Source organism: Bdellovibrio sp. HCB-162 (assembly GCF_047344985.1).
In the GTDB taxonomy this organism is placed as follows: domain Bacteria; phylum Bdellovibrionota; class Bdellovibrionia; order Bdellovibrionales; family Bdellovibrionaceae; genus Bdellovibrio.
This window is the reverse complement of record NZ_CP178861.1, coordinates 3,197,980-3,221,089: the sequence shown is the minus strand read 5'-3', so window position 1 is coordinate 3,221,089 and position 23,110 is coordinate 3,197,980. Positions and strand designations below refer to the sequence as shown.

General features: G+C 44.1%; 22 protein-coding genes. 10 read left to right on the top strand and 12 right to left on the bottom strand.

Features of this window, described 5'->3' with window-relative positions; translation table 11 throughout:
• The gene (locus tag ACLSSO_RS15505) at window positions 1-861 is read right to left on the bottom strand and encodes a pseudouridine synthase (protein WP_413943347.1); all 861 of its coding nucleotides are present in this window, start codon (window positions 859-861) and stop codon (window positions 1-3) included.
• Complete coding sequence (locus ACLSSO_RS15500) at window positions 816-1,865, bottom strand: hypothetical protein (protein ID WP_295905074.1); 1,050 nt, start codon at window positions 1,863-1,865, stop codon at window positions 816-818. Before ACLSSO_RS15500 ends, ACLSSO_RS15505 begins: the two co-directional genes overlap by 46 nt.
• 104 nt (window positions 1,866-1,969) lie before the next feature.
• Between ACLSSO_RS15500 and ACLSSO_RS15495 the strand changes: the two genes are divergently transcribed.
• Window positions 1,970-2,473, top strand: coding sequence for a hypothetical protein (locus ACLSSO_RS15495; protein WP_295905072.1), 504 nt, complete (start codon window positions 1,970-1,972; stop codon window positions 2,471-2,473).
• A 4-nt stretch (window positions 2,474-2,477) separates the two neighbouring features.
• Here ACLSSO_RS15495 and ACLSSO_RS15490 read toward each other — a convergent pair whose 3' ends face one another.
• On the bottom strand, window positions 2,478-3,545 hold the full coding sequence (locus ACLSSO_RS15490) for a branched-chain amino acid aminotransferase (protein ID WP_295905071.1): 1,068 nt from the start codon (window positions 3,543-3,545) through the stop codon (window positions 2,478-2,480).
• Between the two features lie 96 nt (window positions 3,546-3,641).
• Window positions 3,642-5,447, bottom strand: coding sequence for a protein-disulfide reductase DsbD family protein (locus ACLSSO_RS15485; protein ID WP_413943346.1), 1,806 nt, complete (start codon window positions 5,445-5,447; stop codon window positions 3,642-3,644).
• Between the two features lie 104 nt (window positions 5,448-5,551).
• Here ACLSSO_RS15485 and motA point away from each other — a divergent pair, with 104 nt between their 5' ends.
• Window positions 5,552-6,418 carry a flagellar motor stator protein MotA gene (gene motA / locus ACLSSO_RS15480; RefSeq protein WP_295905069.1) on the top strand — a complete coding sequence of 289 codons (867 nt, stop codon included), beginning with the start codon at window positions 5,552-5,554 and terminating at the stop codon, window positions 6,416-6,418.
• 23 nt (window positions 6,419-6,441) lie between these two features.
• Window positions 6,442-7,401: a flagellar motor protein MotB gene (locus tag ACLSSO_RS15475; protein ID WP_413943345.1), complete on the top strand. Its 960-nt coding sequence runs from the start codon at window positions 6,442-6,444 to the stop codon at window positions 7,399-7,401.
• On the opposite strand, the gene ACLSSO_RS15470 is transcribed toward ACLSSO_RS15475, so the two are convergent.
• Window positions 7,373-8,059 carry a TorF family putative porin gene (locus tag ACLSSO_RS15470; protein WP_413943344.1) on the bottom strand — a complete coding sequence of 229 codons (687 nt, stop codon included), beginning with the start codon at window positions 8,057-8,059 and terminating at the stop codon, window positions 7,373-7,375. The genes ACLSSO_RS15475 and ACLSSO_RS15470 overlap by 29 nt on opposite strands.
• 109 nt (window positions 8,060-8,168) lie before the next feature.
• Here ACLSSO_RS15470 and ACLSSO_RS15465 point away from each other — a divergent pair, with 109 nt between their 5' ends.
• The 3 genes from ACLSSO_RS15465 to ACLSSO_RS15455 all read left to right on the top strand — a co-directional run bounded on the left by ACLSSO_RS15465 (window position 8,169) and on the right by ACLSSO_RS15455 (window position 11,240).
• Window positions 8,169-8,996, top strand: coding sequence for an exonuclease domain-containing protein (locus tag ACLSSO_RS15465; protein ID WP_413943343.1), 828 nt, complete (start codon window positions 8,169-8,171; stop codon window positions 8,994-8,996).
• A 160-nt stretch (window positions 8,997-9,156) separates the two neighbouring features.
• The gene (locus tag ACLSSO_RS15460; protein ID WP_413943342.1) at window positions 9,157-9,450 is read left to right on the top strand and encodes a helix-turn-helix domain-containing protein; all 294 of its coding nucleotides are present in this window, start codon (window positions 9,157-9,159) and stop codon (window positions 9,448-9,450) included.
• Between the two features lie 227 nt (window positions 9,451-9,677).
• Window positions 9,678-11,240, top strand: coding sequence for a methyl-accepting chemotaxis protein (locus ACLSSO_RS15455; RefSeq protein WP_413943341.1), 1,563 nt, complete (start codon window positions 9,678-9,680; stop codon window positions 11,238-11,240).
• 33 nt (window positions 11,241-11,273) lie between these two features.
• Here ACLSSO_RS15455 and ACLSSO_RS15450 read toward each other — a convergent pair whose 3' ends face one another.
• Window positions 11,274-11,531, bottom strand: coding sequence for a PepSY domain-containing protein (locus tag ACLSSO_RS15450; protein ID WP_295904635.1), 258 nt, complete (start codon window positions 11,529-11,531; stop codon window positions 11,274-11,276).
• A gap of 169 nt (window positions 11,532-11,700) precedes the next feature.
• Here ACLSSO_RS15450 and ACLSSO_RS15445 point away from each other — a divergent pair, with 169 nt between their 5' ends.
• The gene (locus tag ACLSSO_RS15445; RefSeq protein WP_295904636.1) at window positions 11,701-12,402 is read left to right on the top strand and encodes a cytochrome b/b6 domain-containing protein; all 702 of its coding nucleotides are present in this window, start codon (window positions 11,701-11,703) and stop codon (window positions 12,400-12,402) included.
• Between the two features lie 24 nt (window positions 12,403-12,426).
• Window positions 12,427-12,939, top strand: coding sequence for a helix-turn-helix transcriptional regulator (locus tag ACLSSO_RS15440; RefSeq protein ID WP_295904638.1), 513 nt, complete (start codon window positions 12,427-12,429; stop codon window positions 12,937-12,939).
• Here ACLSSO_RS15440 and ACLSSO_RS15435 read toward each other — a convergent pair.
• From ACLSSO_RS15435 to ACLSSO_RS15420, 4 genes are read right to left on the bottom strand one after another with little or no spacing between them, the layout of a single operon-like run.
• Complete coding sequence (locus ACLSSO_RS15435) at window positions 12,936-14,393, bottom strand: chemotaxis protein CheW (protein ID WP_295904640.1); 1,458 nt, start codon at window positions 14,391-14,393, stop codon at window positions 12,936-12,938. The two genes, ACLSSO_RS15440 and ACLSSO_RS15435, sit on opposite strands and share 4 nt — an antisense overlap.
• The gene (locus tag ACLSSO_RS15430) at window positions 14,390-14,887 is read right to left on the bottom strand and encodes a chemotaxis protein CheD (protein ID WP_295904643.1); all 498 of its coding nucleotides are present in this window, start codon (window positions 14,885-14,887) and stop codon (window positions 14,390-14,392) included. The genes ACLSSO_RS15435 and ACLSSO_RS15430 overlap by 4 nt, the downstream gene beginning before the upstream one ends.
• Window positions 14,887-15,723: a CheR family methyltransferase gene (locus ACLSSO_RS15425; RefSeq protein ID WP_413943340.1), complete on the bottom strand. Its 837-nt coding sequence runs from the start codon at window positions 15,721-15,723 to the stop codon at window positions 14,887-14,889. Before ACLSSO_RS15425 ends, ACLSSO_RS15430 begins: the two co-directional genes overlap by 1 nt.
• A 2-nt stretch (window positions 15,724-15,725) precedes the next feature.
• On the bottom strand, window positions 15,726-17,633 hold the full coding sequence (locus ACLSSO_RS15420; protein WP_413943339.1) for a methyl-accepting chemotaxis protein: 1,908 nt from the start codon (window positions 17,631-17,633) through the stop codon (window positions 15,726-15,728).
• Between the two features lie 443 nt (window positions 17,634-18,076).
• On the opposite strand from ACLSSO_RS15420, the gene ACLSSO_RS15415 reads away from it, so the two are divergent.
• The gene (locus ACLSSO_RS15415) at window positions 18,077-18,562 is read left to right on the top strand and encodes a hypothetical protein (RefSeq protein WP_413943338.1); all 486 of its coding nucleotides are present in this window, start codon (window positions 18,077-18,079) and stop codon (window positions 18,560-18,562) included.
• On the opposite strand, the gene ACLSSO_RS15410 is transcribed toward ACLSSO_RS15415, so the two are convergent.
• Both ACLSSO_RS15410 and ACLSSO_RS15405 read right to left on the bottom strand, forming a co-directional pair.
• Window positions 18,480-19,379, bottom strand: a complete 900-nt coding sequence (locus tag ACLSSO_RS15410) for a hypothetical protein (protein WP_295904655.1) — start codon at window positions 19,377-19,379, stop codon at window positions 18,480-18,482. The two genes, ACLSSO_RS15415 and ACLSSO_RS15410, sit on opposite strands and share 83 nt — an antisense overlap.
• Before the next feature lie 10 nt (window positions 19,380-19,389).
• Entirely contained in the window at window positions 19,390-20,160 is a 771-nt protein-coding gene (locus ACLSSO_RS15405) for a DUF4423 domain-containing protein (RefSeq protein ID WP_295904658.1), read from the bottom strand.
• A gap of 254 nt (window positions 20,161-20,414) precedes the next feature.
• On the opposite strand from ACLSSO_RS15405, the gene ACLSSO_RS15400 reads away from it, so the two are divergent.
• A complete protein-coding gene (locus ACLSSO_RS15400) occupies window positions 20,415-23,087 on the top strand; it encodes an RCC1 domain-containing protein (RefSeq protein ID WP_413943337.1) in 2,673 nt (890 codons plus the stop codon).
• The last annotated feature ends 23 nt before the right edge of the window (window positions 23,088-23,110 follow it).

Genomic DNA, 23,110 nt, shown 5'->3' with positions numbered 1-23,110 from the left:
TTAGCCTCTTGGTTTTTTAACTCGGACACGAGATGCAGGTTTCGCGGTTTTCTTTACGGAAGTGGCGCGACCTTTATAAGTGCGCTTTGTTTTTACTTCTTCTGGATCATCCGGCAAGAACACACGATCAACTGCGCTTTCATTGAGGAAAATCAACTCGCCTGTTTTCAAAGCTCCCAAACGCAAACGGCCTACAGCCACACGTTGAAGTTTCAAAACGTCAAAGCCGACTTTCGCAAACATCTGACGAATCTGACGGTTTTTACCTTCCGTGATCACGATCTTGTACCATTCGTACTTGTCGGACTTATTGTCGCCGGATTTTTTGATTCTTTCGATATGACGGGCAGAAACTTTACCGCCGATGATTGAAACACCTTTTTTAAGTTTTTCAATGTGATGAGGCTGCGGTTGACCATCCAACTTCACAAGATAAGTCTTAGTCACTTCCGCTTTTGGATGCATGACCTTGTTGGCAAAATCACCATCGTTCGTCAAAAGAAGCATGCCCTCTGAGTCCCAATCCAGACGTCCCACTGGGAACACACGCGCAGGAACTTCACTAAGGTAATCAGCAATCGTTGGACGTCCATGCGGATCATCCATTGTCGTTAGAACACCTTTAGGTTTGTTCATCACAAGATACAATTTTTGAGTCAAAGGTTTGCGCAAAGGCTTTCCGTCGATAAGAATACGATCAGCTTGAGGATCTACTTTGATACCCAATTCGTAAACGCGTTTGCCGTTCACTGTGACTTGGCCTTCTTCAATCATGCGATCCGCATGACGACGAGACGCAAGGCCGCTATCAGCGATTAATTTGTTAAGTCGAACTCTTTGAGAGGAGTTATTTTCAGACATTCTTCATCAGCCTCAGCTAGGTGTTGAGTGGCCAATATATCACCACTGAGGGCAGAAGAGGAGAGATTCTTGCGGCTGTACTCGCCAATAGCGTGACGGAGGTCGCGCACAAGCAAAGTCATGAGCTTATCTCCTAAAAACACGTTATCAACGGCTGTCTCAGCCTTATTCAGTACAATCGAAGACCATTTCAAAGCTTCAGAGTCACCCTGTTGAATTAGAGCGCACGTTCTTTCAAGCTGGCTTACAAGATCCTGATAGTAAGGATCTGTGCGGCGATCGACAAAGAACTGCTCCAAACGCTTGATCGGGAAAAGAACGCGCGTCTGCTCTTGCAAAGGCTCGTTCTTCATCTCTTGAAGTTTTTGGAAAACGTAACCTCTTAGAAGTGAACCCGTCACCTTTTCGCCGACAACACGGAATTGAGCCGTGATGTAAGGAGCGACCTCAATTTTATGAGTGTGGTGATTGCTGAGTTCAAGTTCTGAAGAATAGTAAAGAACCAAGTCATTGCGCAAAGGTTCCAACTGACCATTGCGGATTGTGAACTTGCGATCAAAAGTGCGGACTTCCAGAGTTTTATCGGCACGAAGAACAATCGCCACCGCGCGCTTGTTTTGATCTGGCAAAATACGGAACTTATCATTTTCGCCGCAGAGAGTCTTAACGTATGAACTCACTGCGTCAACAAGATCAGAGAAATGTTCGATCTCGATAAGCTGCATGTTTTGCGGAAAACGGATCGGACTCAAATCAAACTTCTGCTGGTAGAAGCTATTGAAATTCTCCAACAAAAACTGAACTTCGTGACCCAATTGCTGCTTGTTCGACGCCCAGTGCGGGTAGTCCATACAGTAATTGAAAAACATCTCGATCAATTCAGGAGTGAGAACGTCCTCAGGGTGAGGAAAACCTCGTAAGAAGTTATAGAAGGACAAACGCGTGGGCGTGTTTTGCGGGTTGAGATCTGAAACAAATTTTAAAAGCTGTCCGACTTTTAGCAAAACTGCCTCCTTCGAGGCATAAAGTATGAACATTTGAAATTTTAGTCCAGAGAAAATATGATAGAAAACGCAGAATTTTTTGAAAGTCCTAGGAGGGGCACAACATGCATAAAGAATTAAATCCGGAACTCTTTGGGGAAAAGAAAGTCGCTAAAAGTTCCATGATGGAAAGCCCGGCAAATCTAGGCACAACTGGAAACAGTTATTTGAACACAGATCGCCAGATTTTCGAGCTCAAAGCCCAAAATCAGGCTCTTGCGGACCAACTGAACAAAGTCGTTGGAACAGTGAACGAGCTGATCAAAACCTCCAACATCAAATTTGAAAAACAAAGCCAACTTTTAAGCCGTCTTGAGCAAAGCCACAATGGGCTTGCGACAGAAGCCGGTCAAAAAATCACACAGCTTGCGCAACGAGTGAACGAACGCAAAAGCCTGGATTTGAAAGTTCAAGAGATGGTCGATCGTCACAACAACGTGATCAAAAGTTTTGAAGTGCGCATGAACCACTTACAAAAACTTTTGGCTGAAAAAGAAGCGCAGATGATTTCTGCGCAAGCGGCTTTGAATGAAGCGAAAATGGAAATCGCTCGTTTGAAACGGCTGTAAAAAATTAAATATGGTAAAGCCAGCCGTGAGTGTCTGGCTTAAGACCTTGTTGAATGCCTGTGAGTTCTTCGTAAAGAGAACTCGCAACAGGTCCCACCTCACCGTTATTCACAACGATCTTCCAGTCTTTCGCGGCAAGCTCTCCCACAGGGCTGATCACAGCCGCAGTGCCTGTTCCAAAGATTTCTTTCAAACGGCCTGACTTCGCACTTTCACGAATTTCTTGAAGGCTCAATTTTCTTTCCGTGATGTTCTTACCCTGATTTTTTAAAAGAGTGACGATAGAATTTCTTGTGCCGCCACCTAAGATCGTGCCGCCTAAAGCCGGCGTGACGATTTCGTTATCGAAAACAAAGAAGACGTTCATTGTTCCAACTTCTTCCACGTATTCACGATTCACATCAAGCCACAAGACTTGCGAGTATGAATTCTTTTTTGCATCCAGTGCCGCTTTCAGGCTGGCTGCGTAGTTGGCAGCGGCTTTCGTTGCACCCAATCCGCCAGGAGCAGCGCGCACAAGTTCTTCTTCGACCCAGATTTTCACAGGCTTGTTGTCGTTGCCATAGTAAGAACCCACCGGAGAAAGAATGGTGAAGAACAAATATTCATCAGCAGGGCGCACACCTAAGAACGCTTCCGTTCCGATCAGAGTAGGGCGGATGTAAAGAGCACTTCCTTTTTCGCGAGGAATCCAGTCTTTATCGACACGGATCAATTCGCTAATACCTTGAAGGAAAAGTTCTTTCGGCGGAGCTTGCATGCACAGGCGTTCGGCGCCATCGACCATGCGCTGCCAGTTAAACTCAGGACGGAACATCACACATTTTCCGTCTTCATGAGCAAACGCTTTCATGCCTTCAAACAACGCTTGGCCATAGTGCAAGACACTCGCGCCCGGGTCCAACGGCAACGGTTGATAAGGTGTGATCTTCGCATCATGCCAACCATTCTTCTTGGAATAAAAAGCTGTGAACATATGGTCGGTAAAAAAGCGACCAAATCCCAAAGAATCAACAGAAGGTTTTTGTTTAGGCGCAGACGTGCGTTGGATCGAAATATTTTGTGTGCTCATGTCTTCTATTAAACACGAGCCCGACGATGGCGCAAGTCACAGTTCGGCAGTTGGTAAGAAAATCACAATGAGATGTGAATTAACTTTTAAAAAGGGCTACTGCGCCCCTTTTTCCATTCTCTTGAGGAAGGCTCCCGGTTTTTCAAATTGAGTCAAAGTGAGAGCATCAATCCAAACACCATGCGGATTGATAAACACCACCGTCGGAAGTCCTTGGATATTGTATTTCTTTTTAAGAGCCCTAAGCTCTTCAGAATCTTTCGTCGCATCAAACTTTAATAAAACAAAATTTTCAGCCATCGCACGCACGCGAGCATCCGTGAAAGTTTGCTCTTCCAGTTCATGGCAAGCGGCACACCAATCGGCCCAGAAATCAATAATGACAGGCTTTTGATCTTTCGCGGCTTGTGTTAGAGCGGCTTCTGAGTACGGCTGCCAATTCATTTTCTTAATTTGGTTTAAGCTATTGCCAGCCATCATGGTTCCGCGAATCATGGGACGCAAATCAAACGCAGCAATGACCACGTAGCCAATTCCCACAATAAGCACGGCCTGCATAATTCCTTTTTGAATATGCTTTATCGCAGGCATCCCTTTCGCAGGAAGAAAGGCCCCGTAAACGCTGGCAAGAACAACAAGGCCCGCGCCTAAAGCGACATCAAACCAACGAGCAGGAAGCAAAAGATCCAGATAATAATAAAAGGCACTCAACATCAAAGTGCCTAAGATAAATTTAAATGAATTCATCCACGCGCCCGAGCGAGGCAATGCTTTTACCAATTGGTTTGAAAGTCCCAAAGCAATAAAGATCAAACCCAATCCCAGTGCGTAAACGAAGAGATATAAAAATCCCAAAAGTTTATTTTGAGTGGAAGCAACATAAGTCAAAATTGCTACAAGCACAGGGCCGACACAGGGACTTGCAACAATTCCCGCAAAAAGGCCTGTCAGATAAGCGCCACCCAGTCCTTGCTTTTGTTTGCCGGTGCCAAAGCGATTGCGAATAAACGCCGGCACCTGTAATTCGTAAAGTCCGTACATGCTGAGAGCCATCGCGAGGAAAATCAAACACACCACGGTCAGCACGTAAGGATTTCCTAATGTCGCACCAAAGACGCCACCGCTGGAAGCGGCTGCCAAACCTAAAACAGAATACGTTGTCGCAATTCCTAAAACATACACGCAGCTTGTGATGAAGTTGAGCAGGCGACTTCTTTCATTGGAGTGATTTCCCAACACCGCAAGCGTAATAGGAATCATCGGAAAAATGCATGGAGTGAAACTTGTGAAGATACCCGCAAGGAAAACAAACACGAGTCCCGCAAGCATTCCTGAACCAAGATATTTGTTAAAGTTCGTCGTGTCGAAAAATGAAGAAGGATTGCTCATCACTTCTTGAGGAGCCTTTTCAACGCGCGGTTCGCCTTCCACCATGGTCACCATGATTGGAACTTCGATCACTTTGGTTGTGGGAAATAGACAAAACTGATCAGAACAAGCTTGATAGACTAATTCCAACTTCATCTTGTCATATTTTTTTAAAAAACGGGAAGGAGCCTCAATGTGCGCCGTGAGGGTTGATGTTTTTTCAACTCCTGTGCGCTCTTTTTTAGAAAACTTGTCGTACCATTTTTTTGTGGGTGTGATTTTGAAAGGGGCTACTTGAAATCCATCCGGTTCTAAAATCACAACGCTGAATTTATCTTCGTAAGCGTGATAACCTTCCGGCAATTTCATTTTGATTTCGATATTGCCGCCTTGGCCGGGGCTCCATTCATAAGGAAGCACCTTTGTTTCGGCGAGCAGGGGATCCGTATCATCCGGGTTGGCGACGGCCCAAGACCTTGGACTTGCACAAAGAAGAAGAGCGAATACCAAAATGTACTTCAAGCTGAGTTTCATACCTTTTCCTCTTAGTCCCACTCTCGACCATGGGCAAGTTTATTCGGCAATGACTCAATATTAACACACTTCACTCCGATAGAGAAACTGAGAGGTCATATCATATGGGTTTTGTAGGTATAATAATTGTATTTGCGTGTGTCTTCGGTACGTTCGCGGCCGGCGGCGGAAGCATGGGAGTGATCTTGCATGCGGCTCTCGGCGAGATGGTGATTATCGGTGGTGCCGCATTCGGTGCATACGTGATTGCCAATCCAATGAAGATCGTGAAGATGGGTATCAAACTCTCCATCAAAGCGATGACTTCCAAAGGACCGCAAAAACCTGATTACGTGGAACTTCTTCAAATGCTTTTCCAACTCTTCCAACTTTTCCGTAAGGAAGGACCTCAAGGGGTTGAGAAACACATCGAGGAACCAGAAAAGAGTGAGCTCTTCAAAGCTTATCCTGGTTTCATGCACAACCATCACGCTGTTGATTTTCTGTGCGACACAATGAAAGTCACTTTATCTGCGGAACTAAGTCCTTACGATGTCGATGATCTTTTGGACGCCGATATCAAAGGTATCCACGCCGAAGAACATCTTGCGCAACATGCGGTGGCCGCTGTAGCCGGTGGTTTCCCGGGACTAGGTATCGTTGCCGCCGTTTTGGGTATCGTTAAGACGATGGGTAAGTTGAGTGAAGGTACCGAAGTTATCGGTGCCAGCGTTGCCCATGCCCTGGTCGGAACGATGTTAGGGGTTTTCTGCGCTTACGGTTTGATTGAGCCGACATCAACAAAGATGGCCGCGGATATCGAATCTGAAGGTCGTTACTTGGCATGTATTAAAGCGGCTCTAGTTGCATTGCAAAGAGGTGCGCCTCCTATCGTATGTATCGAGTACGCGCGTCGTTCGATCATGCCAGAAGAGCGTCCATCATTTGCGGAAATTGATAAAGCTACTAAAGAAATTAAGAAAGCCGCCTAGTTGCGGAACTGGATTGATTAAAAATGGCAGAAAAGAAACAGACAATCGTCATCAAAAAAATCATTGTCTCTGGAGGCGGTGGCCACGGCGGATCCTGGAAGGTCGCCCTTGCCGACTTCATGACAGCTTTGATGGCCTTCTTCCTCGTGATGTGGCTCTTGGGTCAATCTGAAGAGACGAAGAAAGCCGTGTCGGATTATTTCTCAACGCCGTCCGTGATTGAATACAATTTCCAAAACTTCGGTGCAGAACTGACGTTGGAAAAATTATTCTTGGACATTTTGAATGAGCCTTTAAAAGCATTCCAAAGTTTTATGGAGCCAGTTGATAAAACTCCAAATCTTTTGGATATGGGTTCAACAAAAGTTGTTGCTGCGTATTTGGCCGATCAAATGAATGATGTGGCAAAAAACGTGGTTGTAACTCCGGAAGGTTATGACTTTGATATTCCTGATTACATGCTTTTTGAAAGAGGCACGGCGCAACCGAATGCCAACTTTGTTAAAGTCATGGATAAAATCAAAGGTGTGACGGGCGGTCTTAAAGATGCGGATATCAAAATCACGTCAGGACTTTTCGTTCAAGCAGTTCCAGATGGCAGCCTGATGTCTGCGAATAAAGTGGCTTCTGAAAGATTTGATATTGTTCGCAACAAGATCCTGGCTTCACTGGAAAGCAACACGGTGAGTGTTGTCGGCGGTATCAGCGTGAAAGAAAAACGCGGTGAGATTGATCCGGCAAAATTGATTGGTTTTATCCGTGTAAAGATCGCGCAAAAAGAGCTGACTTCCGACGGTCGTAAACCGCGCAAGCTCGAAGCCCTTTTTGGTCCGTCACGTGTGGATATGTCTGTATATGACAACTTTGTGAATCAAATCAGCAACCGCAAAAAAGCGGAAGCTTCGAAAGATTTGAAAAAACAAGTTGATCAGGAACTCAAAGAAGAGACGGGGATTAAAGATCCGTCGACGCAGACAGAATAAAAAAGAAATCTCCCGCGCCATTAAATTGAGAGCTCTCGCTGGTTCCAGTGAGGGCTCCTTCAAAAAAGATCACACCCCATTTTGTTCCTAGCCCCGTGCGAGCATCAAAGTAAGGATTGATATTGTCGACGCTCGGAGTGTTGTAACCGATTTCGTTATCCCATTTCCAAGAACCGAAAACCGTCGAAACTTTTCCGAAAGCATAACGGGAAGAACGGTGATCCGTGCCTTCCCAATTGCTGTTGTTGTCGTAAAGAATTCTGTAATCGCCAAAATGAAAATGGCCGCCCAATAAATCACCGTTGTGATCTCCGCCATTGTAGTACTGACTTTTGCTGTAAGTGATAATCAAATGCGTTGTCGCAGAGAACGACACCTTGATGTCAGCATTCATGCGCAAATTAAAATGATCATCGCTATGCTCGAAGTTTGTATTAGAACCCCAAAGTCCCAAACGAAACTGCGGGCCAAAGTTAAACCAAAAAGATCCTTGCAGAGCTGGAGACTTATCCGACTGCGAAAGCCCATATTCCACATAATGAGAGAGAAGACTCACATCTCCCGAAAGTTGAAAAGTGGGAGACGTGTTGCCCTCGGCGGCAAAAACCCGCTGTGAAAAAGAGAATAGGATAATGATAAAAGCAATGTATCTTCGCATAGATAGTCGTCTCATTGTGAACCATTCATGAACGAAAAACAAAGATTTCGCGGAGGGAACCTCGGAGGAACTGGACCAAAAGCCCAGATCAGTATAAATTCTGAAGCTTATGAATCTAGATCTTCCTTTGAACGAATATACATACGTTGCCTTTGATACGGAAACCAGTGGAGCATATCCGGTCGGTCACGACATTGTCGAATTTGGTGCGGTGAAATGGTACAAAGGGAAAGAGGTCGACCGTTTGCAGTTTTTATTAAGACCGCGCGAGTTGATGAGTGATTTCATTATTGGCATTCACGGAATCACCAATGATATGGTGAAAGACGCACCATTGATGTCTGAAAAAATTCACGAAATTCATGCCTTCTTTAAAGATTCAGTCGTTATGGCTCACCATGCTCCCTTTGATATGGGATTTGTTTCCATTGATTTTGAAAAAGCGCGTTTGCCATTGCCTACAGAGCCCGCTCTTTGTACGAGCCTGCTTTCACGAAAGTGGATTCACGGAGTTGAAAACCATAAACTGCAAACATTGGTTAAGCATATGGCGATTGATGGTGGTCAAGCTCACCGCGCGTACGATGATGCCAAAGCTTGTTTACATGTGGCTCTGGGTTGTTTCCAAAAAATGGGTGAAGAGATGACCTTAGCGGGAGCAATTAAAAGCCAGGGAAAAAATCTTTGGTGGAAAGATTATTCGCTGATGTTCTCAACTAACAATCAGTTGAAGAACCTTATTGAGGCCACACAAAATAAAAAAGACATCGACATGATTTATCAGGGTGGTTCTGCAAAAGGTGAAACCCGCAGACTCACTCCCATTGGTATCGTGAGAAATCCCGACGGAGATTATTTGCAGGCTTTTTGTCATAAAGATCAAACCGCGAAAAGATATTATCTCACCCGAATTAGTGACGTTGCGATTGTTTTTTAAATTTCCCTTTGTGAAACGACGAGCACTATCATTTCTTTTCTGAAATTATTCATCACTCTTACCATTCTTTGAAGAGGGAAAAAATTCTCTTATGTGAGACTGTCGACTCGGCACAGAGAAAGTGGTCAACCTTTTAATTATTTATTCCGAGGGATAAAATATGAACATGGCGAAAAATCTAAAACGAGTAATGTTGGAGCGTGGTTTGTCTGTTGCAGATCTAGAGCGCCGTTCGAAAGTTTCGAGAAAGACACTCTATCATTGGATGGGAGGGCAAAAGCCCCGCAACATCGAGCAGGTTTTCAGCGTGTGCGATGCTTTGCAAATTTCAATTGATAGTTTGTATGGACGTTCGAATCAGCAACCGATAACAAAACCTGTTATCCAAATTGATGTGAGTGATCTGAAACAAGATCTTCACGCGGGAGGTATGAGGTCATTCTTCGTCCGGTGAAAATCCGCGGTGATACAAATTAGAAATGTACTCAAGTTCTAATTTGTATTTCCGAAAGTAAGCTGAGCAAAGTTTGTTTATTTAAAAAAATAATTCCGGATGCTGTGCAAGTCTGCACAGCTTTTTATTTGTGATTTTTTTGAGAGAAGAGTCCGCAGGAGGGCTTAGGGTTTTTTATTGTCTAAAATTTTGAAAAATGAATCTGAGATTTTTTTGTGGAGGTGTAAATGAAAAAACGAAGTCTCAATTTTAAGTTGGCGTTGGTGATGGGGATTCTTATTTTAGGTTCTGCCGTCATCGCAGGGATCGGTTTAAGTCGCATGGAGATGCTCAATGCAACGCTGGATCGCATTGTGAAAGAACGCAGTGCCCGTGTGTCGCTTGTAAAAGACATCAAAGCTTTATTCTATCTGCAAATGATGGATGAGCGAACCTTTGTTCTTGAAGAAACAAACGAAGGCATGCAAACAATCGGTCAATTGATGGGTAAGCGTCACGACGAAATGTTAAGTAAGATCAACGATCTTTATGAAATTTCCACGGACGCTGGAAAAGAAGAAATGACGAAGTTCCGTGAAAACTATCAAGCGTGGTGGAGTCTTACGGAACAAGTTCGTAAAATTTCAATGGATGGGGATAACAAACGCGCCATCACTTTGATTCACGAAAAAGGTTCTCCACTCAGAAAAATCGGCGAAGAAATTATCAATTCGACGGTGGATCGCAACGAAAAACGCATGGTGGAAGATGCAGAACAAGCGGCCGCTGATTATAAACAAGCACATTTCTTGGTTCTTCTAACAAGCGGTATTGCTATTCTTTTGGGGGTTTCGTTTGCAAGCTTCGTGTTGATTTCTTTGGGTAAAGCCATCAACAGCGTGATTGAGAATCTGACAAGCGCTTCGGATCAAGTGTCGAGTGCGGCTCAGCAGATTGCTTCATCCTCTGAAGAGCTTTCTCAGGCGACGACAGAGCAAGCGTCTTCGCTTGAAGAAACTGTTGCTACCATCGAGGAACTTTCTTCAATGGTGAAAGTAAACTCCGAAAATGCAAGCCAAGCGGCTCAGTTGTCGAATGAAACAAGTGAAATTGCTTCTCGTGGCGAACAAGAAATCCGCGCGTTGGTGGATTCAATGGGTAATATTTCAAACGATTCAAAACGCATCGCGGAAATTATCAACGTGATTGATGATATCGCGTTCCAAACAAACCTTTTGGCTTTGAACGCGGCGGTGGAAGCGGCTCGCGCCGGAGAGCAAGGAAAAGGCTTTGCAGTCGTGGCGGAAGCTGTTCGCAGTCTTGCGCAACGCAGTTCCTCAGCAGCAAAAGATATTACGGATTTGATTAAGACCAGCGTTGAAAGAATCGAAACAGGCAGTGAACAAGCGGAACGCAGCGGAACTGTTTTGGGTGACATTCTGACTTCGGTTAAAAAAGTAACTCAGATCAATAATGAAATTGCTTCAGCAAGCACGGAGCAAGCAAACGGTATCACGCAAATCAGTAAGGCGATGAATCAGTTGGATCAAGTTACGCAAATCAATGCGGCGTCTTCGGAGGAGGCGGCGGCTTCTGCAGAGGAATTGTCGGCGCAAGCTGAGAGCATGAGCAACGTGATTTCAACATTGGTTGAAGTTATTAAAGGTGAGGGCGCGCATTCAACGCATGCCGTGTCACCTGTTGTGAAGTCTTCTGCAAAAAAATCAGTGAAGGTTGCTGCGGCGCCAGCGACTGTCAAACCAACGGTTTCTATCAATGATGATTTGTTGCCCTTAAACACAGCGAGCTAAAATAAAAAGGGCACATAAAGTGTGCCCTTTTATTTATTTTTCTTTTACAATCGAACCGTCGACCGGATTAAAGTAGATTTCGACTTTTTTACCGTCTTTGTTCGTGCCGTAAATTTCGTAGCAAGTGCCAGGTTGTTTAAATTTCGATATTTTATATCCCTCGTTCTCGACTTTCTTTTTAAAGTCGGCTTCTTGCATCCATTTTTCTTTGGGTTCATTGGTACATTCTTTTTTGGCATAAACTGTTGTGGCTGTTCCTAGGACCACCAGGCCTATTACTAGATGTCTCATTTGACTCTCCTTTATTAATGGGTCTATCCCATTCATTTCTTTCAGTATCGTTACTTTCTTTATTTTGAAAATAGGCCGAATGCCCTAAGTACTTGAAATTATGTGACGTATATCTTTTGCCCAATGGACGAAAACCGAAAACGGAATGACATTTGAGGTGGAGGTTTATATGAGATCAACTTTAGTTTATGATTTACCAACCCGACTTTTTCATTGGTTGTTTGCGGGCTTATTTTTAGTGGCCTTCGTTCTGGCTAAGACCTCGGATGATGAGTCGATTATTTTTATTTATCATATGTTAGCGGGCCTTATGTTAGGCGGGCTTGTGTTGTGGCGTATCGTATGGGGTGTCATTGGATCGAAACATGCGAAGTTTTCCGGCTTCAACCTAAATCTTTTCGAACTCAAAAATTATATTTTAGGTATTATTTCCGGTTCAAAAAAACGTTGGCCCGGGCACAATCCAGCTTCGAGTTGGGCCGCCATTACGATGTTCATTTTAGCGCTTGGCCTGGCCGTGAGCGGTTACTTAATGACGACAGGAAATAAAGAAACTTTTGAAGACATTCACGAGTTTATGGCCAACACTTTTATGGTGGTGGTGGGGCTTCACGTGACGGGTGTGATATTTCATTCCATTCGTCATCAGGACAGAATTGCGCTTAGCATGCTCGATGGGAAAAAAGAAATTCCTGAAAACAGCACCTCGATTCGATCATCAAGGTCGTTTGCTGGATTGCTTTTGATCGCATTCGTATTCGCTGCAGGTCTCTATCTTTACAAACATTTTGATCCTTCCCAAAGAACTCTCGGGGGTTTTGGTCAGACACTTCAGTTGGACGAAATAGGAAAAGATGGTGATGACGATTAGGACTTCATTGTGTAGGTTTGCTGTATGAATCATAAAGAACGCTCCGTCATTGTCGCTATTTTGGCCATTGTTGCTTTCATGGTAGCCATGGATTTATTTACGGATACCAAGGAAGGCGTCGCTGTTTGGCATGTGCTGGTCGAAGGCGGAGCTGGAGTCGCCGCCTTATTCGGAATTTTTTACTTTATGAAAGGCTCTTACAATCTTCAACATAAGCTTTCAGACTCAATGAGCGAAAACGCTAAGCTCAAGAAGGAGGCGGAGGATTGGAAAACAGAAGCTCAAAAGTACATTGAAGGCCTTTCTAAATCTATCGATCTGCAACTCACCAAATGGAATTTATCTCAGGCAGAAAAAGAAGTGGCTTTATTACTTTTGAAAGGTCTTTCTTTAAAAGAGATAGCCATAATCCGCAACACAGCAGAAAAGACGGCGCGTGTGCAGTCCATTTCTATTTATTCTAAATCGGGCCTCGCAGGTCGGTCAGAACTGGCAGCTTTTTTTCTAGAAGATTTATTGCAGCCGCAGAAGTACTAAACCGCGCTCGCTAAGACACGCTTAGCGATGCGTTTGGCGTCCAGGATGAGAGCCGCCTTATTCGTTTCGTCGGCCGCCTTGTATTGAACGGCTTCAACAATGTCCGTGACGCTTTCTCCGGCTTTATCGCGGTACATAAGATCCGGCAATTTCATCTTATCATTTTCTGATAAGGAAATGATGGAGTGAACGGAGTCGACAACCAAGCCAAAATGAATGTCTTCTGTTTTGAATATCAAAATTTTATTATTAAGATCCGATTCCTGCTTTTTCTTTTGATACATGGTTCTTGAGTCAACAACCATCACCATTTCTCCGCGAAGATTAAAGACGCCACGGTAGTGGGCAGGCATCCCCGGAGGTGTCATTAAATTAGAGGGAAGATCCAGAATTTCTCTGACGTCCGAAATGCTAATGGCATACTCTTGCTCAATCGAGAAGGTGATGAAGGTTTTGCGAATGCCGCTTTTTTTACTATTGTTTTCTGAACTTGCTTCGCGGGCGGCATTGTAGAGTTTGCTGTGACCATGAGTAATTTCGATAATTTCTTTGTCCGTAAGAATTTTCGTATTGTCCAACAAAAGAACGTCTTCTTTATCTTTAATTGAAATACAACCTTTAATCATTTCCATGCGTTCTGTGGCGAAAACCGGAAAGCGTTTCAATTCATCATTGTAAAAGGTCACGATGCTATCGACTTTATCAACCAAGAGTCCGAAAAGCTCGGTCTCAATCTTCATTACGACAACTCGTCGATTTCCCAATGTCGCATCTTTGCTGGAATCGGCCTCTCTGTATTTTAAGAGCGCAGCAAAATCAATTACCGGAACTGTTACTCCGCGAAGATCAAATGTCCCGATGCAGTTGCCGACGGCAAGGGCTGATTCATTGATGTTTTTAAGCATTAAAATTTCTTGAATTTCATTTATCTCAAGAGAGCACTTGGAAGGACCAACGAGAAACGAAATCGCTTGTCTTCTTTTTCCCCGATTGTTGATAAGGTTGCTGTTGAGTTTGCCGTCTTCGTTCTGCTTGGGAAGATTCTTCAGGCAAAAGATGGAGCCGGCGTCAAGAATTTGAATGATTCGTTTGCCGCCTTCTTTTTTGAACACACCTTTGACTACCGAGGAATCGTCATCAAGAAAATTGCTTTGTTCGTCGGAATTAGAGCTGAAAACTTCTCCGGTCTTATCAAATAAAAGACCCACGAAGTTTCCGTTTAAACAGATGATAGCGATCTTTTGCTCCCGACTTCCAGCCTCGGTACTCAGGCCTAAAACATCTTTGAGGTCGACGACAGGAACAATCGTGCCACGCAAATTTATAAGTCCTTTGAGATAATTTGGAGCCAGTGGGATCGTTGAAAACGAATCGGGCGTATTTATAACTTCTTGGACAAATGTAACAGGAAGTGCGAACTCACTTTGGTTTAAGTAGAATGAACAAAATATCATTTTAACGCCCCTTTATTGGCAAGTCTTGGGATGGCTTCCACTTGATAAGTGCAACTGGCAGAATCAATAGTCACTTTACGTCCCTGGCAACCGCCGTATTCAACGAAAACTATTTTCATACCTTTTTTCTTCAATTCTCTTTCAGCAGCGGAGAGGTTTTGTCCACCTATCAATTTTGAATTGTCTGCGGCATCAGGATTTGTCATGTTTCCTCCGCCGGCGAAAATAACGTCGATTTCCGCAACGTCTTCGGGCCTGATTTTCATCAGAGCAAATAGGGAAGCGATGGCTTGATCCACATATCTCCCGCTAATGGAAAATGATTTCTCCGGATTTTCGGGCAAAAAACAATGCGCTAATCCGCACATACTTTTGCGTTTCCATATAAACCCGATTCCAACGCAAGAGCCCAGTATGGCCTTGAGCGTTTCGCCATTTCTGGCCACTTTCACTTCCCCAATATGAACGCTTAATACGTCTTTTACATCGTTCATCAGCGGCTGTCTTTCCTGTAAATAAGATTTTCAACCTTGGCTAATCCCGAGCTTATTCCGGTAAGGCTTTCTGATTCGCCGATAATCAAAATGCCGTCGGCTGCGAGCTTTGGCAGAATTAAATCCAGAACTTTTCTTTGGTCGGCGGACGTAAAATAAATAAAAACGTTTCTGATTAAAATAAGATCATATGTTTTCTTGTCTTTGAGTGATGTAAAAAGATTGTGTTCAAAAAAGTTCATTTTCCGTTTTACATCTGGATGAACAGAAAAAGTTTCATCGCTGTTTTGTAACATGTATTTTGAAAACGTCTCCGGCATTGAGTTCCTGAACGATTCGATGGAGCGTCCTTGATAAACCCCTTCTCTGCAGACTTTCACCACCCTTTGAGAAATATCGCTGGCGGAAATTTCATAGTTAAAAGAGACATTTTTGTCTTTAAACTGCTGACACAAAATTCCCAACGAGTGAGCCTCTTCGCCGGTAGACGCAGCTGCGGACCACGCCGAAAAAACTTTTCCGGGATTACGTTGATACCACGCGGGAAGTGTTTGTGATTCGATATGGCTCCAGATTCGGGGAGTGCGAAAGAAATAAGTTTCATTGGTTGTTACTAAATCAATAAAAGGTTTTCTTTCCTCGTCATGGATTTGAACGAACTCAAAATATTCTTCATAGCTTTTTAAGGAAAGGGCAAGGACGCGTTTTCTAAGACGTCCTTGCACCATGCTTTTTCTGTTCTTCGCAATAGTGATTCCTGTCAGTGCATGAATAAGACTGATGAGCTTTGTGAAACAAGCGTCATCAAGGATATCTAATGCATCAACAGAAACCATAATTACCTCGCAAACTTCAATACAGCTTCACGTAAATTCTCTGAACCTTGGGACAGAGCTTTCGTGGCAGAAGCGATAGAGTCAGAAGCTGTTGCAGATTTCTCCGTGGCATCTGCAACTTCCTGAATCGCACTTGCAACGTCTCTGGATGCGGTTTGTTGCTCTTGCGCCGCCGTGGAAATTTCAGAAATTGCTTGAGTCGTTTTAGAAACGCCTTCGACGATTTTCTTAAAGGCCGCGGCCGCTTCTTTTGACACCTCTCCACCTTGGTTGACTCGTTTTACGGACTCATTTATGAGTTTCGTAATGTCTTTTGTCGCTTGAGAAGATCTTTCTGCGAGTTTGCGGACCTCATCCGCGACAACAGAGAAACCAAGTCCGTGTTCTCCGGCACGAGCCGCTTCGATAGCGGCATTGAAGGCCAGAAGATTGGTCTGACTTGCGATTTCGCTGATCACTTTTACGATTTCGCCAATTTCTTCAGATGACTTATTGATCATATCCATAGCTTCAATCGACTTAGCGATAGCTTGGACCCCGATATCCGCTTCAACTTGGGTTCCTTTGGCAATTTGGTCGGCGGACTTCGCATTTAATGCAATAGAATCAATCGAAGCACTGAGTTCTTCGACAGACGCATTCATTTCTTCCGTCGTTGCACCCAAAGATTGAGCACCCGAGGCAACCGTCGCTGACTGCGTAGAAATTTCTTTAGACTTAGCGGAGAACTCTTCTACGACTTTTACGACTTCTTCTTCGAAAGCTTTTTTGTAGTTAACCTGTTCCGTGACATCCGTCGCGATTTTGACGATTTTTGTAACGCGACCTACCTCATCAAAGACAGGTGAGTAAATAGCTTGAACGTAAACGTCTTTACCTGCTTTAGAAACCCTCTTAAAGATTCCCGATTTATTTTTACCACTCTTCAGGTCAGGCCAGAATTGGGCGTATTCGGCACTTGCGGCATAAGTTGCTTCACAGAAAAGACGATGATGTTTGCTTTTCATTTCATCGATGGTATATCCCATGGTGTCTTGAAAATTCTTATTGAAGTTCAAAATATTTCCTTCGGGATCAAATTCGATATAAGCGAAGGAAGCATTGATGGCGTTGATGACGCCCTTCATGTTTTGTCTTTCAATTTCAGTTTCTGTAATGTCGTATCTGACACCGATGTATTTTCTTGGCTTGCCGTTTTCTCCAAGTACAGGTGCAATCACGGCGTCAACATAGTAAGGCGTTCCGTCTTTAGCGCGGTTTTTAACTATGCCTCTAAAGATTTTTCCGCGTCCGATAGTAGACCACATTTCCTTAAAGACTTCTTTTGGCATGTCGGGATGGCGAGTCGTATTGTGGCCTTTACCGATAAGCTCATCCTTAGGATACTTGGAAACTTCCAAGAACTTTTCATTCACCGACATGATGTCGCCTTTAAGATTCGCCTCAGAGACGATGCTGGTTAAATTAATGATGTCGTAAAGAACTTTAAGTTCTACTTTGGATGCGGTGATATCGGTCGCAATCTTAATAACTTTTGTTACTTTTCCTGAGTTGTCCAATACCGGGCTGTATGAACCAATGATCCAGACTTCTTTTCCATTTTTGCCAACACGTTTGAATTCACCACTGACAGCTTCGCCAGCTGATAAGGTCTGCCAAAGTTTTTTATATTCTTCAGAATCACTATAAGAAGGTTCGCAAAACATTTTATGTTTTTGTCCCACGACTTCATCAGCGGAGTAGCCCATTGTTTTTAAAAATTTCTCATTGGCACTTGTGATTGTGCCATCTGCTCGAAACTCGATTCTCGCTTGAGATTTTTCAATCGCTTCGAGAACGGCTGCTGCGTTGTCGTTGTGATCAAGATTTTCAACTGCCGTAATACGACTTGGGGCCTTTGAGTCGTGCATTTTTTCTCCTAAAATGATTTCACGTATCCGTGAAGAATTATGACATTTGCATTATGATCGGCAGCCCCTGTGGAGATAATAAGTACTGCATTTGCTATACGAGGAAATTTAATATTAAAAGAAGGCAATAAGCTGGACCTTCTCACCCGTTTGAGGGAAGGCCACCGATTAAATCGAGCAGAAGAAATTGCAGGACAGAATTTTTACTGCCGCAGGTGGAGATTGTTTACGGGAATTCAGGCGCATCTCCCGCGCAATGCAAATGAATCTTTTAGCAGCGGTGTGAACCCAAAAACACCTGCTTGGCAGATCGAAACTGCTTTATCGGCATGCGCAGACTTCATTTCCATGAGAGATGCGAAATTTCAGTCGCCCTAAAAAATGTTGCTTGCACCTATTCTTATGCAAACATGGTTGCGTCTGCGGTTACCGGAATCGCCTCAATGATTGATTCGATTAAACAAGCTTCCCAATGTGACGAAGCTTCTCGAGGCACGACCTCTGTGAATAAGGACATTTGTAGTGATTCCATCAAAGCAAAAAACCCGCGGACCCCAGGTTGCGCAAATACTCTACAAAAGAGCACTCAAATTGGAGGAAGCAATTCCATAAAGACCGCAACTACGGATAAAAATAATTCACAGGCAAAAGTCGATGGGATTAGTTTGAGAAATCCTGCTGATACTCTTGTTGCCAATGTTGGAAGCCCCAATGGAAACGGTAGTGGCGAAAATTTACCGACCGGAGGTGGCGGTGGATCTTCGTCCCAATACCGAGAGTATCTCCCTGGAGGAACGAAGGATCCAAATAAAGGAATAGCCGGACAAGAAATGTTGGTCCGGGAAGTCACGGGTCCCGGCGGGAAATCCAATTGGGAAAAAGTGAAAAATCGTTATCGCGATAATAAAAATACTTTGCTGAACGACTAGCTGGAAAAAATGATTCTCGTTTTTGAATAGACTGGATGGTTCCATCCTCATTAAACACAACCCATTCATTTTTCAAAGACATTTTTTTCTGTCCTTGAATAAACTCTCCGCCTTTCGCATAGGCCGTGCGAACGGCTCCACTCTGATAATATCTGGCGTTTTCTAGATCAATGGGAATTCCATAATAATCAACATATCTAAAGCCCACGGTTTGGATCAGCTTGAGTATTTTTAAACTGTCGTAAGATTCAAACTCTCTAGAGCTGATAATTTGATTGAAGTATCTGACACGTGTGGATGTCGTCTGCTGAGCGCTGATGCCTTCGCGATAGATGAGTTCATGCAAAATAAGTCCGGCACGACTTTCATAGTTCGTTTGTTTCCACAAAGTTTCATTAATCAGATAACGGGAGTCTCCCGGCATAATTTGATTGTCAGGCCGCTGAGCCCCTATCTGCGTAATTTCACAATTATTCGGTATTATTAGAGGGCCTGTATCTGGAATGGGACCAAACTTATACCCCTGGAAGAATTCCACTTCTTTGTAAAATACGCGGAACCAAGTTTTATAAGTTTGTGCCCTTGAAGGGTTGATTTTTTCAAGGCGATTTAAAACGAACAGAACTTTTTCGTCAACCGAATCCGATGTCCCCAAATCAATCGTAAGGTTTCGTCTGTGCTGACCCTCATAGTAATCGAGAAGCATGAGGTTGTACGGATTCTGACATTCAATAAGGTTTCCGCCATTACCTACCCAGTCCGTAGATGCCCGACTCTGTGGGGGAAGAAGAAATAGAAATATCAGCAAAACAATCATAGGTGTCCTCTTAATCATAAGATAGGGGGAAAAGCTGAACGCCGACCCTATAAACGCGGTGTTTTTTTGAAAGATCATCCAGTCGGGATAATTCATCTCGGAATTTGAGAATAATCTTTTTTAATTTGTTATAGCGAGTCTTATCTAAAGCCACAGTGAAGAAGTTAAAATCTCTTTCTTCAATAGGTGTCTGCTCAAGTTTTTCTAGAGACATGCGAAGATTGTTTTTATGGGCGTGACGAATAGCTTCCGAAGGTATTCCGTGCGTGGTATGGAGAGCTTTTTGACTGCGCACAAGCTCTCCGGTTTCATTTCGCTTGATGAGACCTGAGGACAAAAGAACATTGAGGCATGTTTGAATCCGGTCGACGGGTATTTTTGTTTTTCGATGAATCCATTTCGGGGAACTTTCAAAGTCATCAAGTTTAAATACGGCTAAAATAACAAAGTATTCCCACTCATTAAAAATGATCTGAAGGTGGTCGGAGTTAAGACAGAAAGATTCTTTAGGCGTGATAGCGGAGTTTTTATGAATGCTTTCAATGAAAAGTCGTTTTTCATTCGCAGTGAGTTTCAATTTATGTACCACGGTTTCGATATCTTTCTGAGGCAAAGGTCGTTTTCCTTGTAGTATGGAAGACAGCGTGCCGGAATTAAGACCCAAAAAATTGGCATAGGATCTCAAGGAGTAGCGTGGATTTTTTCGCTTCTTCCGATGAAACTCTTCCAGGAGTTTCGAAGTATAAAATTTGTCAGTAAGAGAAGTCGTAATTTTTTTCAAATGACCGTTCCATTTTTTTACTAATAAAGAACGTATAAGAGACTGGGTTTAGCATTCAATTTGTTACAATATGCGTAGGTTCTTTTATTCACCAGTTACTGCAATTAGTGTTGCTGAATTATCATTGGCAACATCGAATATGTCGGAGTTGCTGCAACTGTCAGTCGATTGCAGCACAAAATAGTATCTAAATATCCAGCGAAAAATGGAAGCTCCCGATACAAAAAGAGTGGCTGGTATCACGGAGATGTAAGATGAATAGTTTTATTTTTTCTCTTTTTATATTTTTCGGAATGATGAGTTCTGGTTTTGCCGGAGGAATGTTGCCGACAGCGGTGTGGTCGCAGAAGAATTCGATGAAGGTGAAACAAGTAGTGGGTGGGCAAAATCACACATGTGTTCTTTTAGATAATTCGGCTGTGAAGTGTTGGGGCGGTAATGCAACCGGGCAACTAGGAACCGGCAGTACAGCTAACTTAGGAGACGGAACCGGAGAAATGGGTGATTCCTTGCCGTCAGTCAATTTAGGAACTAATCGTACTGCTGTGCAGATTGTTGCAGGAGGAAGTCATACCTGCGCTCTTTTGGATAATTCGACTGTAAAATGCTGGGGATATAATTTACGTGGTCAGTTAGGGCAAGGGCATACAAACAATATCGGAGAGGCGCCTGGGCAAATGGGGGACTCATTGCCAGCGGTTGACTTGGGAACAGGTCGCACGGCTCGACAGATTGCCGCGGGAAATAATCACACTTGTGCTCTTTTGGATAATTACACTGTGAAGTGTTGGGGATTAAATTCAATGGGACATTTAGGTCAAGGGCACGCGAACAATATAGGAGATGGTGCAGGGGAAATGGGTGATGCCTTACCGGCAGTCAATTTAGGAACGGGTCGAACAGCTTTGCAAATTGCTACGGGCAGTGATCACACTTGTGCCATTCTGGACAACTCTACAGTGAAATGTTGGGGCTACAATAACAATGGTCAATTAGGTCAGGGCAGTACGGGTTCAATAGGGGCCAGTGCTGGAAGTATGGGTGATGCTTTACCAGCCATCAATTTGGGAACAGGTCGCACAGCTCTGCAAGTTGCTGCGGGAAACAATCATACATGCGCCATTCTTGATAACTTTTCCGTAAAGTGCTGGGGAAATAATTCCAATGGTAATTTAGGAATAGGTAACGTGACTGTCATGGGAGATGGCGCGGGAGAAATGGGTGACGCTTTGCCAGCGGCTGATTTAGGAACCAATCGCAAAGCGATGCAGATTTCTGTCGGCGGCAATCACACTTGTGCTTTGTTAGATAACTCGACCGTGAAGTGTTGGGGTTACAATGGCAATGGTCGATTAGGACTAGGTCATACAAATACTTTAGGCGATGGCGCCGGAGAAATGGGAGACGCTTTGTCAGTTGTTGATTTAGGAACCGGACGAACGGCGCTGCAAGTTTCAGCCGGTATCAATCACACTTGTGCCTTATTAGATAATTCGACGGTGAAGTGTTGGGGCTTCAACGGTTGGGGGCAACTGGGGCAGAGCAATATGAATTATCTAGGTGATGGCCCAGGAGAAATGGGAGATGCGCTTACTGCGATCAAATTAGGAACTTCATCTTCGCGTTTAGCAAAGATTTTGGATCAACCTCTGATTCGCACAAAACGTTTCAAGCAGATTGCCGTAGGAGATTACTTTGCTTGTGCTCTTCTCGATAACTCCTCGGTGAAGTGCTGGGGGCAAAACAGTCAGGGGCAACTAGGTCTGGGTAACATGACTGGTCTCGGAGATAGTGTCGGTGAAATGGGAGATTCACTTCCCTCGATTGATTTGGGAACAGGACGAAAGGTTCTGCAAATTTCAAGCGGAGTGGCATATGCGTGCGCGCTTCTGGATAACTCTACAGTCAAGTGTTGGGGCAACAATAGTTATGGTAAGTTAGGTCAAGGGCATGCAAATAGCTTAGGAGATGGTGCCGGTGAAATGGGAGACTCTTTGTCGGCGATCAGTTTAGGAACGGGAAGAACGGCTGTGCAGATCGCAACAGGGAGTTATCACACTTGTGCGATCTTAGATAACTCTTCGGTAAAATGTTGGGGACTTGGTAGTTATGGTGTTTTAGGCCAAGGTAACACGACAACCTTGGGGGATAACGCTGGTGAAATGGGTGATTCTCTTCCTGCAGTGAGTTTGGGAGCCGGACGAACGGTTGTGCAAATTTCGTTGGGTTCTCAGCATACTTGTGCTCTTCTCGATAATTCGACAATAAAGTGCTGGGGCAACAATGCGTCCGGACAATTGGGACAGGGAAATACCAGTGTTTTGGGAGACGGTGCTGGCGAAATGGGGGACTCCCTTCCTGCAGTTAATTTGGGAACGGGCCGAACGGCGTTACAAGTTGCTGCAGGTTATTATCATACCTGTGCTCTGCTCGATGATTCGACGGTGAAGTGCTGGGGCAGTAATACGTATGGGCAGTTAGGACAAGGAAATACTAATGTTTTGGGAGATGAGGCTGGGGAAATGGGTGACTCCTTGCCTGCAATTGATTTAGGAGTAGGTCGAAAAGCGAAACAAATTTCTGCAGGCGCTGAGCACACTTGTGCCCTTCTTGATAATGGTACGGTCAAGTGCTGGGGAAGAAACTTGTACGGCAACCTAGGCCAGGGAAACACAAATTCTATCGGAGACGGCGTGGGAGAAATGGGAGATTCGCTTGCTGCGATCAATTTAGGGACCGGTCGAACTATCGTACAAATATCCGCATACGCTTACCAAACGTGTGCCGTTTTGGATAACTCCACAATGAAATGTTGGGGAAGTAATACCTTTGGTCAATTAGGTCAAGGGCATGTTAATAATGTAGGCGATGGCGCGGGCGAAATGGGCGACGCTCTTCCCGCAGTCGCCCTTGGAACAAGTAAATAGAAACATAAATAGAGGCCGAGGTC

Excerpts from the sequence above, each read along its gene's own strand:
- ACLSSO_RS15420 (WP_413943339.1), bottom strand. The coding sequence starts at position 17,633 with ATGCACGACTCAAAGGCCCCAAGTCGTATTACGGCAGTTGAAAATCTT.
- ACLSSO_RS15435 (WP_295904640.1), bottom strand. The coding sequence starts at position 14,393 with ATGATATTTTGTTCATTCTACTTAAACCAAAGTGAGTTCGCACTTCCT.
- ACLSSO_RS15400 (WP_413943337.1), top strand. The coding sequence starts at position 20,415 with ATGAATAGTTTTATTTTTTCTCTTTTTATATTTTTCGGAATGATGAGT.
- ACLSSO_RS15430 (WP_295904643.1), bottom strand. The coding sequence starts at position 14,887 with ATGAACGATGTAAAAGACGTATTAAGCGTTCATATTGGGGAAGTGAAA.
- ACLSSO_RS15485 (WP_413943346.1), bottom strand. The coding sequence starts at position 5,447 with ATGAAACTCAGCTTGAAGTACATTTTGGTATTCGCTCTTCTTCTTTGT.
- ACLSSO_RS15450 (WP_295904635.1), bottom strand. The coding sequence starts at position 11,531 with ATGAGACATCTAGTAATAGGCCTGGTGGTCCTAGGAACAGCCACAACA.
- ACLSSO_RS15505 (WP_413943347.1), bottom strand. The coding sequence starts at position 861 with ATGTCTGAAAATAACTCCTCTCAAAGAGTTCGACTTAACAAATTAATC.
- ACLSSO_RS15410 (WP_295904655.1), bottom strand. The coding sequence starts at position 19,379 with ATGATTGTTTTGCTGATATTTCTATTTCTTCTTCCCCCACAGAGTCGG.
- motA (WP_295905069.1), top strand. The coding sequence starts at position 5,552 with ATGGGTTTTGTAGGTATAATAATTGTATTTGCGTGTGTCTTCGGTACG.
- ACLSSO_RS15445 (WP_295904636.1), top strand. The coding sequence starts at position 11,701 with ATGAGATCAACTTTAGTTTATGATTTACCAACCCGACTTTTTCATTGG.
- ACLSSO_RS15465 (WP_413943343.1), top strand. The coding sequence starts at position 8,169 with ATGAATCTAGATCTTCCTTTGAACGAATATACATACGTTGCCTTTGAT.
- ACLSSO_RS15490 (WP_295905071.1), bottom strand. The coding sequence starts at position 3,545 with ATGAGCACACAAAATATTTCGATCCAACGCACGTCTGCGCCTAAACAA.
- ACLSSO_RS15440 (WP_295904638.1), top strand. The coding sequence starts at position 12,427 with ATGAATCATAAAGAACGCTCCGTCATTGTCGCTATTTTGGCCATTGTT.
- ACLSSO_RS15475 (WP_413943345.1), top strand. The coding sequence starts at position 6,442 with ATGGCAGAAAAGAAACAGACAATCGTCATCAAAAAAATCATTGTCTCT.
- ACLSSO_RS15460 (WP_413943342.1), top strand. The coding sequence starts at position 9,157 with ATGAACATGGCGAAAAATCTAAAACGAGTAATGTTGGAGCGTGGTTTG.
- ACLSSO_RS15470 (WP_413943344.1), bottom strand. The coding sequence starts at position 8,059 with ATGCGAAGATACATTGCTTTTATCATTATCCTATTCTCTTTTTCACAG.
- ACLSSO_RS15415 (WP_413943338.1), top strand. The coding sequence starts at position 18,077 with ATGATTGATTCGATTAAACAAGCTTCCCAATGTGACGAAGCTTCTCGA.
- ACLSSO_RS15455 (WP_413943341.1), top strand. The coding sequence starts at position 9,678 with ATGAAAAAACGAAGTCTCAATTTTAAGTTGGCGTTGGTGATGGGGATT.
- ACLSSO_RS15425 (WP_413943340.1), bottom strand. The coding sequence starts at position 15,723 with ATGGTTTCTGTTGATGCATTAGATATCCTTGATGACGCTTGTTTCACA.
- ACLSSO_RS15495 (WP_295905072.1), top strand. The coding sequence starts at position 1,970 with ATGCATAAAGAATTAAATCCGGAACTCTTTGGGGAAAAGAAAGTCGCT.